Source organism: Phocaeicola paurosaccharolyticus JCM 15092, assembly GCF_000613805.1.
Lineage (GTDB): Bacteria > Bacteroidota > Bacteroidia > Bacteroidales > Bacteroidaceae > Phocaeicola > Phocaeicola paurosaccharolyticus.
This window is the reverse complement of record NZ_BAJR01000007.1, coordinates 71,653-89,078: the sequence shown is the minus strand read 5'-3', so window position 1 is coordinate 89,078 and position 17,426 is coordinate 71,653. Positions and strand designations below refer to the sequence as shown.

At 39.2% G+C, this 17,426-nt stretch carries 10 protein-coding genes and 2 pseudogenes; 2 read left to right on the top strand and 10 right to left on the bottom strand.

Features of this window, described 5'->3' with window-relative positions; all coding sequences use genetic code 11:
* Positions 1-130: 130 nt before the first annotated feature.
* The gene (locus JCM15092_RS05280) at positions 131-580 is read left to right on the top strand and encodes a LexA family protein (protein ID WP_024993747.1); all 450 of its coding nucleotides are present in this window, start codon (positions 131-133) and stop codon (positions 578-580) included.
* Here JCM15092_RS05280 and JCM15092_RS05275 read toward each other — a convergent pair whose 3' ends face one another.
* The 6 genes and pseudogenes from JCM15092_RS05275 to JCM15092_RS15050 all read right to left on the bottom strand — a co-directional run bounded on the left by JCM15092_RS05275 (position 581) and on the right by JCM15092_RS15050 (position 11,191).
* A complete protein-coding gene (locus JCM15092_RS05275) occupies positions 581-1,873 on the bottom strand; it encodes a Y-family DNA polymerase (protein WP_024993746.1) in 1,293 nt (430 codons plus the stop codon).
* Between the two features lie 3 nt (positions 1,874-1,876).
* Positions 1,877-3,148: a GTP-binding protein gene (locus JCM15092_RS05270; RefSeq protein ID WP_024993745.1), complete on the bottom strand. Its 1,272-nt coding sequence runs from the start codon at positions 3,146-3,148 to the stop codon at positions 1,877-1,879.
* A 141-nt stretch (positions 3,149-3,289) separates the two neighbouring features.
* Positions 3,290-3,721, bottom strand: coding sequence for a hypothetical protein (locus JCM15092_RS05265; RefSeq protein ID WP_024993744.1), 432 nt, complete (start codon positions 3,719-3,721; stop codon positions 3,290-3,292).
* 61 nt (positions 3,722-3,782) lie between these two features.
* Entirely contained in the window at positions 3,783-6,491 is a 2,709-nt protein-coding gene (locus JCM15092_RS05260; protein ID WP_024993743.1) for a DUF8487 domain-containing protein, read from the bottom strand.
* A 10-nt stretch (positions 6,492-6,501) separates the two neighbouring features.
* Entirely contained in the window at positions 6,502-9,792 is a 3,291-nt protein-coding gene (locus JCM15092_RS05255; protein ID WP_024993742.1) for a DUF5107 domain-containing protein, read from the bottom strand.
* A gap of 14 nt (positions 9,793-9,806) precedes the next feature.
* A pseudogene (locus tag JCM15092_RS15050) lies at positions 9,807-11,191 on the bottom strand (sugar porter family MFS transporter).
* Positions 11,192-11,334: 143 nt separating this feature from the next.
* On the opposite strand from JCM15092_RS15050, the gene JCM15092_RS05245 reads away from it, so the two are divergent.
* Positions 11,335-12,222: an AraC family transcriptional regulator gene (locus JCM15092_RS05245; RefSeq protein ID WP_024993741.1), complete on the top strand. Its 888-nt coding sequence runs from the start codon at positions 11,335-11,337 to the stop codon at positions 12,220-12,222.
* A gap of 17 nt (positions 12,223-12,239) precedes the next feature.
* Here JCM15092_RS05245 and fucP read toward each other — a convergent pair whose 3' ends face one another.
* The 4 genes and pseudogenes from fucP to JCM15092_RS05225 form a co-directional block, all read right to left on the bottom strand.
* Positions 12,240-13,562: an L-fucose:H+ symporter permease gene (gene fucP, locus JCM15092_RS05240; RefSeq protein ID WP_024993740.1), complete on the bottom strand. Its 1,323-nt coding sequence runs from the start codon at positions 13,560-13,562 to the stop codon at positions 12,240-12,242.
* 71 nt (positions 13,563-13,633) lie between these two features.
* Positions 13,634-14,065, bottom strand: a pseudogene (locus JCM15092_RS15045) (IS4 family transposase); the annotation flags it as partial.
* A 203-nt stretch (positions 14,066-14,268) separates the two neighbouring features.
* On the bottom strand, positions 14,269-16,032 hold the full coding sequence (locus tag JCM15092_RS18050) for a DUF4906 domain-containing protein (protein WP_034541577.1): 1,764 nt from the start codon (positions 16,030-16,032) through the stop codon (positions 14,269-14,271).
* Between the two features lie 24 nt (positions 16,033-16,056).
* Positions 16,057-17,313, bottom strand: a complete 1,257-nt coding sequence (locus JCM15092_RS05225; RefSeq protein ID WP_024993737.1) for a fimbrial protein — start codon at positions 17,311-17,313, stop codon at positions 16,057-16,059.
* Positions 17,314-17,426: the final 113 nt, after the last annotated feature.

Genomic DNA, 17,426 nt, shown 5'->3' with positions numbered 1-17,426 from the left:
TTTCTAAATATGTTACATCTCTCTTTTATACAATAAACTTTTCTTACAAATTGAGAACTTTCACTTCTGGAATCGTTTTTTTTATTACTTTTACATAGTTAATTAAAATCATGCTATAAAACGCCTAATAATGATGAATGAAGTAAAATTATTTTCTGCGGACTTTAGTCAAAGCCTATCAATACCATTTGCAGACGCAGGCATAAGGGCCGGATTTCCTTCCCCTGCCCAAGATTATCTGGAAGAGTCCCTGGATTTGAATAAAGAACTTATTGATCACCCTGCTGCAACATTCTATGGCAAAGTAATAGGAAATAGCATGATTGATGCCGGAATTGAAGAGGGAGATATCTTAGTAATAGATAAATCACTGGAGGCACAAAACGGTGACATGGTAGTAGGTTATCTTGATGGTGAGTTCACATTGAAATATCTTGATCTGTCGATGAAGGAGTCGGGAGTAGTATGGCTTGTACCGGCCAATAAAGAGTACGACCGCATAAAGATTACTAAAGACAATAACTTTATTATCTGGGGAGTTGTGATTTACACAATAAAGAAAAGGGTGAAAAGATTATAATCACTTCACCCTTATTATATCATTTAGATTTGTGCTATAGCATGGGGAACGATACTCATGCTTTATTACATTCTTAAATTTTGAAGCCTTACCTGTTACAGTATCTGCACTGTATTGCTGCCTTGCAATTATAAGGGTATCATCACCATTCTTACGATTTACAGAATCTATAACCTTAGATATCTTGCGATAACGTTCCTTAAGTTCAGGAGAGATATCGAAAAAATCCTGTTGAATAGCGTCAGCCGAGCAGATTCCTGAGACTATTACACCTGCCCTCTTATATTTATATCCCTCTATGAATATAACATCAAGTGCTTTATGTACAGCCAATATAAGTTCATGAGCGCTGTTTGATGGAGCAGGCAAAGTTATGTTTATAGATTTACTATATTGCGGCAGATCAGTACGTTGATGATTAGTTGCGATAAAGAGCGTAAGTATAGATGCGGCACTCTTCTGTCTCCTCAACTTAGATGCACAACGTGCTGCATGGTTGGCTACATGCGTAAGAATCTCATCTCTATCTGTTACTGTTCCGGGAAAGCTTCTACTTGTACAGATAGACTTCTTACTCTCCATATTGTCGGATGAGATGCAACTAATTCCATTCAACTCTTTCCACGTACGGAGACCTACAACTGTCAGTTCCTTCCTTACCCATCCCTCGCTTCTTTTAGAAAGCTCAAGAGCTGTATTTATGCCGTAGTAGTTTAATTTTTTTGCAAACCTATGTCCTATTCCCCATACATCTGATACAGGAGATATTGATAGAGATTTTATCCTCTTATCTTCACTATCAATAAGACAGCATTTATTATATGCAGGATAATTCTTTGCAAACCTTCCGGCTAACTTTGCCAAAGTCTTTGTTGGAGCTATCCCTATACTAACAGGCATACCTACCCATTTCTTTATCTTTGCAGCCAACTCCTCTCCCCATTTCTTCAGATCCATATGATCCATGCCTTGCAGGTTACAAAAAGCCTCATCAATGGAGTAGACCTCTACTTCGAGAGCAGAGTCACGTATTATAGACATTACTCGGGCAGATATATCGCCATAGAGAGTATAGTTTGAACTTCTTGCCTCAATCTTCACTCCAGGGAACTGTTCGGCAAGTTGATAAAAAGGCATACACTCCTTTATCCCGAGAGCTTTAGCCTCTTTACTTCTTGCCACAACACATCCATCATTGTTGCTTAGAACAACAACGGGTTTCCCTTCAAGTGATGGATCGAATACTCTTTCACACGAACAGAAACAACTATCGCAATCTATAAGTGCAAACATTTTCTACTTCTCCAGGCACTCATCCAAATCGTGTATGAGCTGCTCTTTATCAAGATTCTGCCCTATAAATACTATCTTCTGCATACGGTCGCCATACTGTTCATTCCAATCGCGCATTAGTTCCGGCTCTCTCTGCATGATATGTATCAGCTCCTCCTCAGGTGCAGTAGCATACCAGAGACCGGCCTCTTTAATCTTTTTCTGTATTCCGGCTTGTTCAAAAAGATAAGACATGTCATGGTTAGAGTTAAAGTAACATACACCTTTGGCACGAATTATATTCTTAGGCCATTTAGTGCTGACAAATCTATCGAACTTATGTATATCGAATGCAGGACGACGGTAATATACGAATGTCTGTATACCATACTCTTCAACCTCTCCCCCTTCGTTGTTATGGTGATGATGATGGTGACAATGTTCATCACATACATGATCATGCTCTTCTTCATCGTCATGTTCATAGTGATGGTGGTCATGTTCATGATAATGTTCGTGATGATGTTCTGATGGATGCAGAGCCTCATACTCCTCTTTCTCTGTAGCTCCACGTTCTATCTCACGTACCCATCCGGCAGATGTTGCTACCCTCTCGAATGCGAACAGATTAGTATTGATTATATTATCAAGTTCTATATCTGCATAGTTGCACTCAATAATCTTTGCTGTAGGCTGAAGAGCACGAATAATCTCTTTAATTCGTGCAAGTTCCTGAGTAGAGACCTCCGATACTTTATTCAACAGGATTATATTACAGAACTCTATCTGCTGGATGATAAGATTCTCTATATCCTCCTCATCAATATCCTTTCGTGTAAGTTCTTTTCCGCAATCAAACTCACTCTGAAGGCGAAGAGCATCAACTACTGTAGTAATACAATCAAGACGTGGAGTACCATTCTTTATTAGTTCCTCATCCATATTAGGAAGATAGCACAATGTCTGTGCTATAGGTTCCGGTTCACATATTCCACTTGCTTCGATGACAATATAGTCAAACTTCCCTGTAGAGGTTATCTCACCTACCTGATTTACTAAATCCATCTTCAATGTACAGCATATACATCCGTTCTGCAGAGCAACAAGGCTATCATCTTTTTTACCTACCACTCCACCTCTCTGAATAAGTTCAGCATCTATGTTGACTTCACCTATATCGTTTACAATTACTGCAAACTTAATACCTTTACGATTCTTGAGTATATTATTTACTAAAGTAGTCTTACCACTACCCAGGTAGCCTGTTAACAACAATATTGGTATCTCTTTTTTCATATCTGTTATCTGTTTTTTCGAAGAATAACAAAATTAGTATGAAATAGTGAAATAGGTTCAATATTATTCCTTTTATTTATGAAATTTGATTTTGTTAAAGGCTCTATAAGGAGGTTTTATAATATAATAACAGATACTATATCATAAATCAAAGAGGCTTTTTTGTGAACTTAGCAGATCAAGTTCCCTCTTAATAAGTATCTCGCGATTATTCTTCAATTCCTCAATCTCTTTATTTATTTTCTCCATCTCCATCAAAATAGGAGATTCGATTCTTTTAATATTAGACATTGAGAAATCACATCTCTCTGTAGGAAACAGGTCAAGTGTTCCCTCTCTATTACCGAAAAGGAGGAACTCATCTTCCTTCATCATCGTAGCCTCCATCTTACGATGAATTGCATCAAGCTCATTCTTACGTATTTGGAAAACATTTCGCAACTCCTCTATCTGTAGATCGATCTCTCTATCTATCTTCATTACAACAATTTTCCTCTTTTCATCAAGGTCATTATTGCTATCGTATGTATCTTCAATGAACTCAAGAGAGAGTTGTTTGGGTTCCAATGCCATAGTAGTTCTTTGTTATAGCACAAAAGTAGTACAAAATTGTGCTATAACAAAGAAATGAGGACTATTGAGTAAAAGAGTTTAACGAAGATATTTTTATTTCTCTTTCCGGATTAAATTCATCACTATTCATATACTTCAATAGAGATATCAGAAGTTGCCTTACTTCCGGTCTATTTCTGCAGTTTGATAATATATCCATTGAGCAAACAACAATCTTCCCACAGTTACAACGTGCCTGGAAAAGTGTTGACAGACGACGGTTGTTGGTAAAATTATCTACCACCTCAACTATAGGCTCTATCTGAGATTCAATAGAATCGGTAACTATCACTTTAGACTGTTTAGTCAGATTCCACCATTGCCAATCTGTACTGTCATCAGTAGGAAATCCTTTCAATGCGGGATGCATATCATGGCACAGAAGTCCCATGGTACCAGCCTGCTTAGGAAAATGAACAGGGCTCCAGAATACAGGAACGAACTTACCCTCTATGCCTTTTACTTGAGCAGAGTCAGGTGAGTAAAGTACTTTTTTACCTTTAGCTAAAGCTTTCTTTGCCTCTTCTATATTTTTAGTGACTACTACATTCCCATAATTAATTGTATCTACTTTAGGATATACCCATATAGACCAACTATTCTTCCATTCGCTATTTTCTACAATGACATCAAGAGTAAGTTTTTCTGCCTCTTTAATTTTATTCAAGTCATACGATATCCTGCCTAATCCAGTCGTTTTACCACATGGTAGTAGAATATCAGAGAATCGTCCTTGTGTTACAATATTATCTTTGTCATCCTTCAATCTCCACAATACATGATTATCTAATGATTTGTCTGAGAAATTTGCAATATCTATCTCAGCCTGAAATATCTCATCTCCACTATATACAGCTTTTTCAAATCGAGCCAATGGAACAACAGGTGAACAGAACTGTCTGAACTCCTCCTCTTTTACAATTCCCTTATTATCCCAAAAGGCATCAACCAAGCCGACTAATGCGGTACCCTGTCCTGAAAAATCCTGAAGCCCAAGTAATTGGAAACCACTGAAACATGGAGTCTTCATAGCTCTCTCAATCTCCTCTTTATAGAGTCGGAAAGCCAGTTTCCCTGTAACCTTCAAGTAAGTTTCAGCTTTATCAATCAAACCTTTATTTGTAAGGTCATCACGAATAGCCTTGAAATTGAGTGGATCTAATGTACCTGTATATTTACTTATCTCTTTTAGGTTTGGATAAACAGCATACTGTCCTATTTCATGTGAAATGACAGGCACACCATACCCACATGCTGCCTTAGTATAGTCTTTGTTGAATGAGGGTGTCTCGCTGTCGAATACACCTTGTCCCCTGATCCATCCCTTATCTGTCCATTGTGATACAAAGAATTGATCTTGAGGTTCAGGATTGTCACCATGCCCTTTTTCAAATGTAAAAGTCGTTGTTGTATAAAGATGACGTGAATCTCTCTCCTTCATGTATGCAACAAAGTTATTCAATAAGTCGAAGTCAGGTTGTAGTTCATTACCTACACTCAATAAGCAGAACGATGGATGGTTTCCATAATTCTCTATAATATTATCGAACTCTTTATATAAGAATCTGTTCGTTGCATTATCCTTGCCTACACGTAATGACCAAAGAGGAAGTTCCACCTGTAGATAGAAACCCATCTTATCTGCTACAGCAAAAGCAGCTTCAGGAGGGCACCAAGAGTGAAATCGAAGATGGTTTAAGCCCCAGCTTTTAGCAGTGGTAAATACCTTTTCCCACTCCTTTTCTGATGTTGGAGGAGTACCTTTTAAAGGGAAAATACAACATTCCAGCGTTCCACGAAGGAAAATTCTGTTGCCGTTTATATTCAACACACCATCTCTGTTATCAATCCTTCTCATACCAAAGGTCACGCTCTTTGAAGAATAGGCTTTCTTACCTTTGAAGGTAACATCAAGATTATATAACTTAGGATTAAACTCGCTCCATAGTTCAAAATCATTACCCATTGAAAGTACACTCTCTACAGTGACATTATCCTGCGAGATATTAAGTTTTTGTACATTGGAGACAATTTTAAGGGAAGGTATATTAAGCGACAACTCTCCCGAAAGATTACCTTTCTCCTCCTTTTTAAGTAGAGTAACTACACGTACCTTCTTATTCTCTACGTCAGGATATACCTCTACCCTACTTATCTCTACAGAAGGTAAAGCACGCAATTGCATCTTTCCTAATATACCATTCCACATAACCTGAGTATCGTTAGTATAAGCATGTGCCAAATTATTGAAAGAGATATCATGCTGACGATGATTATCTACAACAATCCCAATCTTATGTTTTCCTGCACTCAAACCTTCTGTCAAGAAATATCTATGTGGTGTAACAAGACTTTTCTGGTAAAAAGCATTCTCTTTACCATCAATAAACAGCCTGCTTCTCCACAGCACACGTTCCAACAGCAATTCTAACGATTTACCTGCCATACTCTTTGGTATTTCTATCTCCCGCGAATAGGTTGCAACTCCTACAAAAAAGTGTTTCCGTGTAAGATGAAGAAGCTGTGGCTTTTCCATCTTGGGAGTAAGTGTATTGGCTATACCAAATCCGGCATCATCAGTCGTTCCTGGAAGCATAATTGATCCTTCTTGATTCAGACTATCAAGTTTAACATCCCAGCGACCGCTTAAATCGATAATTTGTTGTGCATCCATGCTCAATACGAACATGGACAATATAGAAAACAGTATATATTTTATTTCACTCCTCATAGGGTACAATTTATAATTTATTATCCATAAAACTTCTAAAAGCAGCAATTCCTTGATGATTACAATCCTTTTTCTCTATCTCATCCAAAAGTGACAAAGCCTTTCCATGATTATTAAGTCCCTCAAAACCCAAAGCCATCATATACTTACAATGTACAATATTACGTTCATTCAGGTCATCCTCCCATATCAGCAAATCAGGAAGCGATACAGCAAAGTAGTCCATCTTGACCTCATCAAAGATATGTTTCTCACCATAATTAACAAGAGCATAGAAACGACCTTTTGCCTCATCCCCCCTTCCTAATCTAAGCAGAGCCATTCCCTGATAGAATATCTTATCAGGTTTTGCATCATTATAGTATAAAGCTGCAGCAGGTTCAGTAGGTCCCGGAATAGCTTTTTCCCAACTTGCCCTTGCCCTTTCTTTATCTCCTAAAGCATCATATGCACAGCCCATCAGATAATAGAAATCATTTTCCTGAGCGCCATGCAATTTGCCCTCTCCCAAATGTTCCGGATAATCAAGACATTCAGATAATAAAGCCAAAGCATCCTCATATCTTTTCTCCTTTAGAGCAATTTTAGCCAATTCAACACGAGAATATTGATATTGCCCTGAAACTTTACCTTCACCACCTTCCCATGGATGGAATATATGTGAATCAAGCAGCTCTTTAGCTTCATTGTAACGTCCCAGTTGATTCAAAAGTGTAATTTTCTCCAAGACGAGGTCGTCACGTTGTTCAATAAGATATTCATATTCCATAAAGTTTCTGAACCTCTCTTCATGAGGTGTACGAAGTCTCTTGAGTAACTGATCGTACTCCATAAACAATCTGGCATCACTCTTATCCAAAAGGAAAGCACGTTGAATATACTCTTTCGCCTTTTTAGCATCATCAAGTTTATTGAATGTAGCAAGTGCAAGATTCCTCCATACAGTAGGAAAAGATGCATCTTTCTTAGCAGATATGTTCCAGAGCTCTATTGCAATGTCATACTGACGCTTATCATAATAAAGATTGCCTAAATAGTATGGAGCTTTTGCATCATCAGGATTTATATTCATTGCTAATCTTAATGAAAGAATAGCCTCAAGACGATTTGGAAAACAATAGTCTGAATTATACTTTGCAGCTTTATCAAATACGGTTTCACTACCTTCAAGACCTCCCATTACCATGGCCCATCCCTGATAGTATAATGTCATTGGTGTGACTGCTCCTCTCTCTATTGCAACATTCCACAAAGAGACAGCCTCTTCCCAGCAGCCGGCAGCACAATAATCAAGAGCAATCTCATCATAGTTAAATGGCTCTCCATGCATAAGCTCTATGATAGCATTAATCTCCTTCTCATCATTTTCTATAAGGAATCTTTCGTAGCGGCAACCATAGTTGAATATATCTATTTTCAATGAGTCATCAATAAGCTTAAGTGCCTCTTCATCTTTATGCATCTTTCGAAGTATAGTACATTTTAAAGCACGTGCTTTATGGTTATGCCAATTCTTTATGAGTGAGCGGTCTATTTCATCAAGTGCATCTGCCAATCGTCCCTGCATAAGAGATATCTGAGCACAAGCAAAATATCCGGCATCTTGCCATGCAGCATTCCAGCATGATTTGTAGAACCATTTATATGCTTCCTCAATCTTACCCTGGTATTTTAATGAAAGAGCTAGATTATATATCGGTTCACCGTCATAAGGATTAGGATTACGTTGCTGAAGAGTCTTTACAGCGGTACGCAAATAGCCTTCAGCTTTATTGAAACGGCCTTTACGTATATACCATAATCCTAGAGCATTATTACAGCGTACATCTATTGGATCACGACGTAAAGCCTCTTCGTAATAATCCACCGGATTATATGTAGCATGACGATACTGCTCCAGATGAAGTCCTGTCAGATAAAGTTGCTCTGTTGTTTTTATTTCATGTGGTAGCAGTGCAGCTTCAGCAGCATCAGGAATAGGTTTAACCTCTTCGCTCTCTGCATGCCAGGTTAGAATTTCCTTTCCATCAGATGTTATCAATAGAGCTATCTCATTCATCTTTGCTCCATTTACATCTACTATCTCATTAAGGATATTCTCAGGTGATAAAGCTACATTATTCTTATAATAGAGTTCACCACTGTCATTGCAAAGAGTTATCTCTACTTTCTGCAAAGATGTAGCAAATACCTTAAGAGATACAGACCCATTACCGACAGGTTCAATATTCATAAGCAGATCCTTGGTAGCATTTTTAACGATACCAAGTTCGCGATAAGGAAGAAAGTATTGAACAAAACTCTTCTCTTCATAAGGCTGAAGCCAAGAAAAGTCCGGTTGGTTTTCTGTATATACTCCGGCCATTAGTTCAATATATGGTCCATCACTATCAGTAAGATTTCTATCCCAAGCACGTCCAAAATCGCCATTCCCCCAAGTCCATTGTTTCTTACCAGGTGAGACATTATGGTTAGCTACGTGAAGCATACCCGCATGAGTATCATTTTCATACCCACCTTCAAAGTTGAAACGTGAGTTTACCGCCATATAGCTTGTAGGTACCTTAATATTTTTATAATTAGAGATGTCCACTCCCGATGAATAGTCCATCTTGTAATATGTTCCTGTTGCTATAGGGAAACTACTTACAGCTCTTTTCCCATGGTCGAACACAGCATTTATATCAGGTGGAAATACACTTTGATAATAGTCGTTCACAGATACTGCCGGATTTGCCCACCAAAGGAATGTCTGAGGAACCTCAGTCCTATTATACAATACACCACGTATCTCCAAAAAAGCACACCCCGGACGAAGAGTAAAGCCTGCCATACCTTTTTGATGGAACATACGCTCCATCTCATTTACCCACACTGTCACACTGCCATCAGGATTCTGCTCTATAGTTGAATCAATAGGAAGATATGTACTTGGACGGTGATGTTGCGGCCAGTTGAACTCTATACCTCCTGATATCCAAGGGCCGGTAAGTCCTACCAAAGCAGGCTTAATAACATGATTATAATATATAAAATGACGTTCTTTAATCTTATCGTAAGCCATCTGAATTCTTCCTCCAAGTTCAGGTAGTACCATAACCTTGATATATTCATTCTCAATATAGATAGCCTTATATTTCTTATCAACCTTCTCATTCGAAAGTGATTCTACCACAGGATAAGGATAAACAGCTCCACTACTCCCCTGATAAACACGTTTCTCTAAAAAAATAGGATTTTTCTCAGCTTTACCAATCTCATATGTAGGTATAACTACATCCTCTCTCCAAGCTTTAACCATAATAAAATATATAATTATTTCTTAATCAACTTTTTCTCTAACTCTTCAAGGCTCTTTCCTTTTGTCTCAGGTAACTTAATCAGGAAGAAAATAAATCCTAAAAAGCAAATCACCGAGTAAATCCAGAATGTGCCACTGCTACCCAGTTCACTATTTAATATTGGGAAAGTGAAAGTAAGAATAGTGCAGGCGCTCCATAGAGCGAAGGTACAGACGGCCATCGCCACACCACGAATACGGTTTGGGAATATTTCAGATAATAGCACCCATGTTACAGGACCAAGTGACATTGCATAACACGCTATAGCTGCAACAACCAATATCACCATAAAGAATCCGGTCACTCCCATTGCAAAACAGGTTCCAAGAATTAAATAAATCACAGCAAGACCAATTGCCCCGAAAAGCATTAATGAACGGCGTCCCCATTTATCTACAGTAAATATTGCAACAATAGTAAATATCACATTTGCTACTCCCGTTATAACTATGTTAAATAGTATATCACCGACATGATAACCGGCACTTTGGAAAATCTCCTGAGCATAATTGAATATGACATTTGTACCACACCACTGTTGGAATACAGCTACCACTATTCCTATGATAAGTACCAGTGAGTAATTGCGTGAGAAGAGTATTGCCAATCCTCCTTTATCTTTTTCCTTCTCATTTTTCTCTGATTCTTCAACCAATTTCAACTGCTCTTCTGAATATGCTTCACCACCTACTGATAAGAATGTTTTTTTGGCAGACTCTATCTTCCATGAGCAGCCTCCCATCTTGGACTTTCCGGTATAAAAGAGGTAAAAACAAGGAAAGCACTGGCAGGAACGGCACAAGCCCAAAACATCCATCTCCATCCCATCTGTCCATTCCATGTATTTAAAATTTCCTCCCCAGGAATAACGGGATCAGCAATAAGCCAGTTAACAATTTGTGCTCCCAAGATACCTAATACTATTGTCAGCTGATTTATAGATACCATCTTACCACGTATTGAGGAAGGAGATATTTCAGCTATATATATTGGTGATAGTGATGAAGCGACTCCTATGCCGACTCCACCAATAAAACGGGCTATACAGAATAACATAAACTCATTAAACAGACCTGTAGCTATTGCAGAGACTAAAAAAAGTATAGCCGATATAATCAATAAAGGTTTTCGCCCATACTTATCTGCCATAATTCCTGCAACCATAGCACCAAGAAGGCAACCTAACAGAGCTGCACTCATACACAATCCCTGCATTACAGGAAGGTTGGTTATACCGAAGTAAACTTCATAAAATGGTTTGGCACCACCTATCACAACCCAATCGTAACCAAAGAGTAATCCCCCTAAGGCAGAGACCACACAAACGAATAATAGAAATTTTTTATTAATGCTTTTCATATTAATTACTACTTATGATTTGTTGCAAAAGTAATTAGTGCAATATAAATGAGAAATGCATAAACCGACAAAAAAGATGGATTATTTTACGATTTTATATAAAAGATGATGTATATTCATCGAATTAAAAAAACAGTACTATTATGCTAAAAAGAAAAGAGGGATTTTCAGGAGAAAGAGCTCTTGTCATACCACAGATTATTATTAATATGATGGAAGAAGATGCTCTGACATCATCTCTATATATAACAGATATAGGTTATTATCCTAAAGCAGAAGAGCACTACAGAAAGCGTAATAGTCCTATTAATCAGTATGTTTTTATATATTGCATGGATGGAAAAGGGTGGTTTAAGATAGGAAATACAAAGTATGATGTAAAGTCAAATCAATATTTCATCATACCTGCAGGAATCGCCCACGAATATGGAGCTGATTCAAAGAATCCATGGACAATATATTGGATTCATTTCAAAGGAAATCTAGCGAAAGAATATGCTATGGCTAATGATTATCCAAGAGATGTATTTCCACAATCTGATTCCAGAATAAGTTATAGAGTAGACCTTTTCGAAGAGATATTCAGCACGCTTAAATCAGGATACACCATTGATAATCTGCGGTATACATCTTCTCTCTTTCATTATTATCTAGGTTCATTAAGATTCATCCAACAATACAGGAAAGCAGGATCTGTAGAGAACACAGAGACAGATATTATAAAAAAATCCATCCATTATATGAAAGAAAACATTGAGAAAAAGCTTACACTTGGAGAGATTGCATCATATACAGGTTACTCTGTTTCACACTATTCCACTCTTTTCCGAGAGAAAACAGGACATTCTCCTCTAGCCTATTTCAATCTTCTTAAAATAGAGAAAGCAACAATGTTACTTGATACCACTGATATGAAAATAAACCAGATATGCTACAAAGTAGGAATGGAGGATACATACTATTTCTCACGAATATTCACACGTTTGATGGGAATATCACCCAATCAATACCGCAAGACGAATAAAGGATAACCTTTAATGGTAATCCTTTATTTTGCAGCCGACTCTCTATTGAATGACCTTGCACCATAAATTGTTATGACAACAAAGCATACTGATGGAAGTATAAAAGAGAGATTCACAGCCGGCATACCGAAAATAGTTCCTTGATCGATTATAAGTGCTTGTAAAGGAGGAAGAACAGAACCACCCAAGATAGCCATTATAAGGCCTGCAGCTCCGAACTTAGCATCATCGCCAAGTCCCTGTAGTGCAATACCGTATATAGTAGGGAACATAAGCGACATACATGCAGAGATAGCTACAAGCGAGTAAATTCCCCAAATATTATGGAAGAATATAACTCCTAGAGTCAGGAAGAAGGCTATGGATGCAAGTGTTCTCAACAACATACCCGGACTTACAAAACGGAGAAGGAATGTACAGATAAAACGACTGCAGCAGAATATTACCATTGCAATGATATTGTATCTCTGCGAAAGAACCTCGGCAGCCTGCTCACCCATTCCCTGTAACATAAAAAGACGTGTACCATACTGTATGATAAATGTCCAGCACATAATCTGTGCTCCTACATAGAAGAACTGTGTGATTACCCCCTCACGATATCTCTTTATAGAAAAAATACGTTTTATTGTAGGAATAAAGTCCATTTTGCCAGAGTGATCGCCATTATCCGGCATCTTTGATAAATAGATTATAATGAACATTGCTACTGCCACAATGCCTATTAACAGATACGGGCCTATTAAAACAGAAAGGTCAGAATTCTTAATCATCTCGAATTCACTATCTGAAAGTTGGCTACGTCCTACCGTATCCATAGGATTCAGACGATTCTGTATAAAATTCATAGCTACATACATACCAACCAGCGAGCCCATAGGATTGAAAGATTGAGCAAAGTTTAGTCTACGTGTTGAGGTCTCCTCACTACCCATAGAGAGTATGTATGGATTACAACTTGTCTCGAGGAAAGAGAGTCCGCAGGTGAGAACAAAGTATGCTATTAGGAATGGATAGTAGCTACCAAACTTCATTGCCGGAAAAAACATAAATGCACCAATAGCATATAGGGTAAGTCCTAACAACACGCCACTCTTGTAACTATATTTTCGTATGAACATAGCAGCAGGAAAAGCCATTGCAAAATAGCCACCATAAAAAGCCACTTGAATAAGAGCACCATCGGTTACACTCATCCTGAAAATCTTCGAAAATGCTTTTACCATGGGATGTGTGATGTCATTTGCAAATCCCCATAGTGCAAAGCAACTTGTAATAAGTATAAATGGAACAAGGTATTTTACCCTACCTAACGCCTGTACTGATTCTTTCTTTATGTTTTTCATAATGGCGTAAAGTTAGTTTTTTTTAGTTTTCCAGTCACTAGTGTCCCGTTAAAATCGGAACAAATTAAAAATTAAATAAATAATCCCGGAATAAGGGAATCAAGTTGCTCTTTGACATCATTGAAATTAGTCTTATCGAACAGATTACTTAGGTGTGTTTTGTCTGTCAAGGATATGCTTAGAATCTGTAAGACCTCATAAGTCGAACGATTTAATTTCATATCGTGTTGGACAATGGCTACCAAGCAATATGTGATTATTGCAACACTTATCTGTATCCTAACAGCATTCTCGGTTGTACCCCAGAATCTCTTTATCTTGAGATGCTGCTTCAGCCATTTGAAGAACAGCTCGACCAACCATCTTTTTTTATAAAGTTCGGCAACATCATTAGCAGTGATATGCTTCGCATTTGTAAGAAAAGTGAATTCTCGATCATCTTCTTCGTCATAGAATCTGATAAGTCTGAAGGTTTCTGGGTATTTCTTCTCCGAGAGATATCCAAATTAATATTGATCATTTTTTCTCCTAAAGTATATCGATAATATTTAGGATAAGATTTCGTTTTTTCCAGAGTCAGATTCAGTAAATTCAAAGTATCTTTATAGAGTGGTAGTTCTTCGGATAATGACATTGCTTTTTCTTATTTTTTCGAATTGGTATAAATGGATCTTTATAGTTTTGATTTTTTTAATAGATAAATAGATCAGAAAGCGACAACAGGCCGAACTCTATAAGTACCAGTCTTACTAGTGCTGTGCAGGAGCATACCACCATCGCTAGCGAAGCGCGCGCCGTAAGCGCTGTAACTATTACACTCCGAAGAACTCCAATAATACTCATTACTGTTAGTGAACAAGTCCACATTATAACCGTTTGTACTTAATGCATTCAAATAGACATTTATGGCTGAAGCACACAAACTGGAATAATCCTTACCGGAGCTGTCATCCTCGCTGTACCACCGGAGCCAACCGGTATCACTTTTTGTATAAGACTGTCTACTAGCCGTGACCATTCCTCCGAGATTGACACATATATCATACCATTGACCTATACTCGGAAGATACCACCCGCTTGTGCCCGTTGGAATTACCGTATTCTCGTTTTTATCTTTCGCTACATAACCGGTAGCTGCAATGCCCGCCGCATAGCCTGTTGTCTGTATTTTCCCGGTATGAGTATAACCATTCTTATCCCCCATGATTTGATTTACTGCTGTAAAGTATGTACCGGTCGGATTGACACCATTTGATGTATACCATTGATATGTCGTACTACTGGGTCCTGCATTTTTCAATGCCATGGCATATCCGTGAGTGTAATTATGTCCCTGATCCGTACTGCTGGTGGAAGTCGCAAATATGATACCAATCACCGTTTTATTGGCGTCGTAATATCCCCATGTACCGTCACTGAACAAAAACTGGCCATTTACCGGTGTTGTATTATCTGCTACATAGGTTACCCGTGCGTCACTCTGTCCGGAGCCGTTGATGTTTATCGTATAGGTATAGTTCATATTCCTATAAACATTAAAGTTTGAAAGATCCATTACCGGAGTACTTGCATTGGTCATCCCTCCAAGATAGATGTAATAGACGGAATGCCACGAACTTGTCTTGGCATATACCTCCAGGTACATCGCATGGGCCGGGGCATTGGCCTCTGTTCGCAGTTGTTCGGTTGTGCAATTACTGTTGCTCCCTGCCAGATTCTCATAGACATAATATACGGGCGGGGTAACCGTTGTTCCTGCCGTGGGACTGCTGAGGGTCACAGCATCAAAATTTCCGTAACTGTCCCCGCTGCTATTGACCGGAGGAGTGACAGTAATGCCGGCAGAAGTATGACTGCCGATGATATAACTGCCCAAGGCTGCATTACACAGCCGGTAACCTGTTATCGTAATGCCGCTTGAGGGCACGATAGAAAAGTTCAGTTTGCTGCAAAGATGTTTTATCGGAACATCAATGCTGTTGGTGCCTTCCGTAATGTCAGTCGGGGTACTGCCCTCCATGACGGCACTATTTCCCTCTCCCAATGCGGCCGCACCGGAGAGTGTCGCCGTGGATACCGCATTCAGTTCCTCAATGGTGTTGATTCCCGAGAAATATGAGGCACTGCCTGTATTGGCTATGGCATATACCGTACAACCGGCAGCGACACGGGTGGTCACCGTAGCCGTTGTACTTGTGGTGGTGGAAAGACCGTACACATACTTGCTGCCGATCAGTTGCTCGTTGCTGTCAAATATCAATATCATCACGTTATTGACCGTATTCTCGTTATCCGACAGGGCGCGAGTAACCGCATCGTCCGCCAGCTTGAACGTCAAACGGAGGGTGGCGGTGGCTTCCTGCCCCGCCGTCTCCTCCGTCAGTCCGTCCGAAGTACATGATGATACAATGAATGCCACCAAAACCAAAAGGCCATGAAAAAAAACTCTTACGCCGCTTTTTATTGACATATGCCGCTCCTTCTTTTACGGTTTTTAGTTGAATGTGCTAGTCTGGGATCCATCAACAAAAGGCTTCACTGTTGCTGTAACCGACACACTATTCTGGTCAAGTGTCCCTGTCGGGTCTGTTACACCGATCGATTTGATGATTACCCCTAACTGATAATTGATGTTCGGTGCCACAACTTTGACATTGCCGCCATCAACGACCAATCCATTATCACCGATATTGATATTTACAGGATAATAATAGGTAGTTGACAGGACTCCTGTCTTCGGAACAAAGTCCCCCTTAATCACCAAGCGGGTATTATTTGTTGTATTATTGTTCGGCATGGTATAGAAAAACAATTTATTAGCGTTAGCGCCTCCCCATGTAGCCGTAGCGGGGGAAGTACCGTCACCGTTCAAAGCTGTAGCAATAGGATTAAAAGTTCCCGTACCAAGATATTCCTTTAACGAATAGGTCGTGGTATTAATACCGTCATCTGAAATGGCTCCATGACACCACGGATCACTCACCGTTCCAATAGGAGAAGAATAGCCTGTATAGGTGGTTGCGACAGAACCGACAGGACTTACCGTAAGCTTATTCGGAACATTCAGCAAGAAAACTTCCGTAGGGGTAAAAGTCGCCGCACTATAGGCTCCGTAGGCATCAAAGGCCACACTCAGCGAATTCAACGATATTTTCGAGACAAGGTGATAAACAAGAACTGTCGCTTTAAGACCAGATTCGTCCGAAATACTGCCCGTACCGAACATGGGCAGGTTTCCGGGTACTTCAACCTCACCTAAGATCCCATCTGACGTTGCCAGAGATTCATCTATTGACATAGTTTTCGACTCAAAATCGCTTACTGTAGTTACACCGCTGAACCTGCCCGAAGGTGCGTTAACCGCTACCAGCACCTGATCGCCTGAGGCCAGCGAGGCGGAGGTCACGGTCGCCGTGTTATGTGTCACTCCCGTAAGAGCTTCACTGGTAAATTCCTTAATAATCTTTACATTATTATCGGAACCGAACACACCCACCGTAACCCTGTTGATCTTTTCTTCAGGCTTATTTTCGTCATCAGCTTTCGGATCACTAGTAATATTCGTCACACGTGTCCCGGCATTTTCTGCCGTACTACCTGTGTTGATGGTAAGTGTGAGGGTCTTGTCCGAAGTTCCACTTCCGGGATCGGCCTGCTCCACGTCTTTGATGCAGGAGCTCAGCAGCAGTGCGGTCGTTATTAAGGCTGCCCCGCCGTACAAATTGATTTTCTTTCTTTTCATGATTTTCATAAATTGTCTTGTTTTTGTCTCTTTTTATTAAAATTCTTATTTTTTGTTCTTCGTTTTTTCTCCGGTTTATCTTTTCTCTTTTTCTGTCTGTCTTTATCTAGTCTTTACTTCTC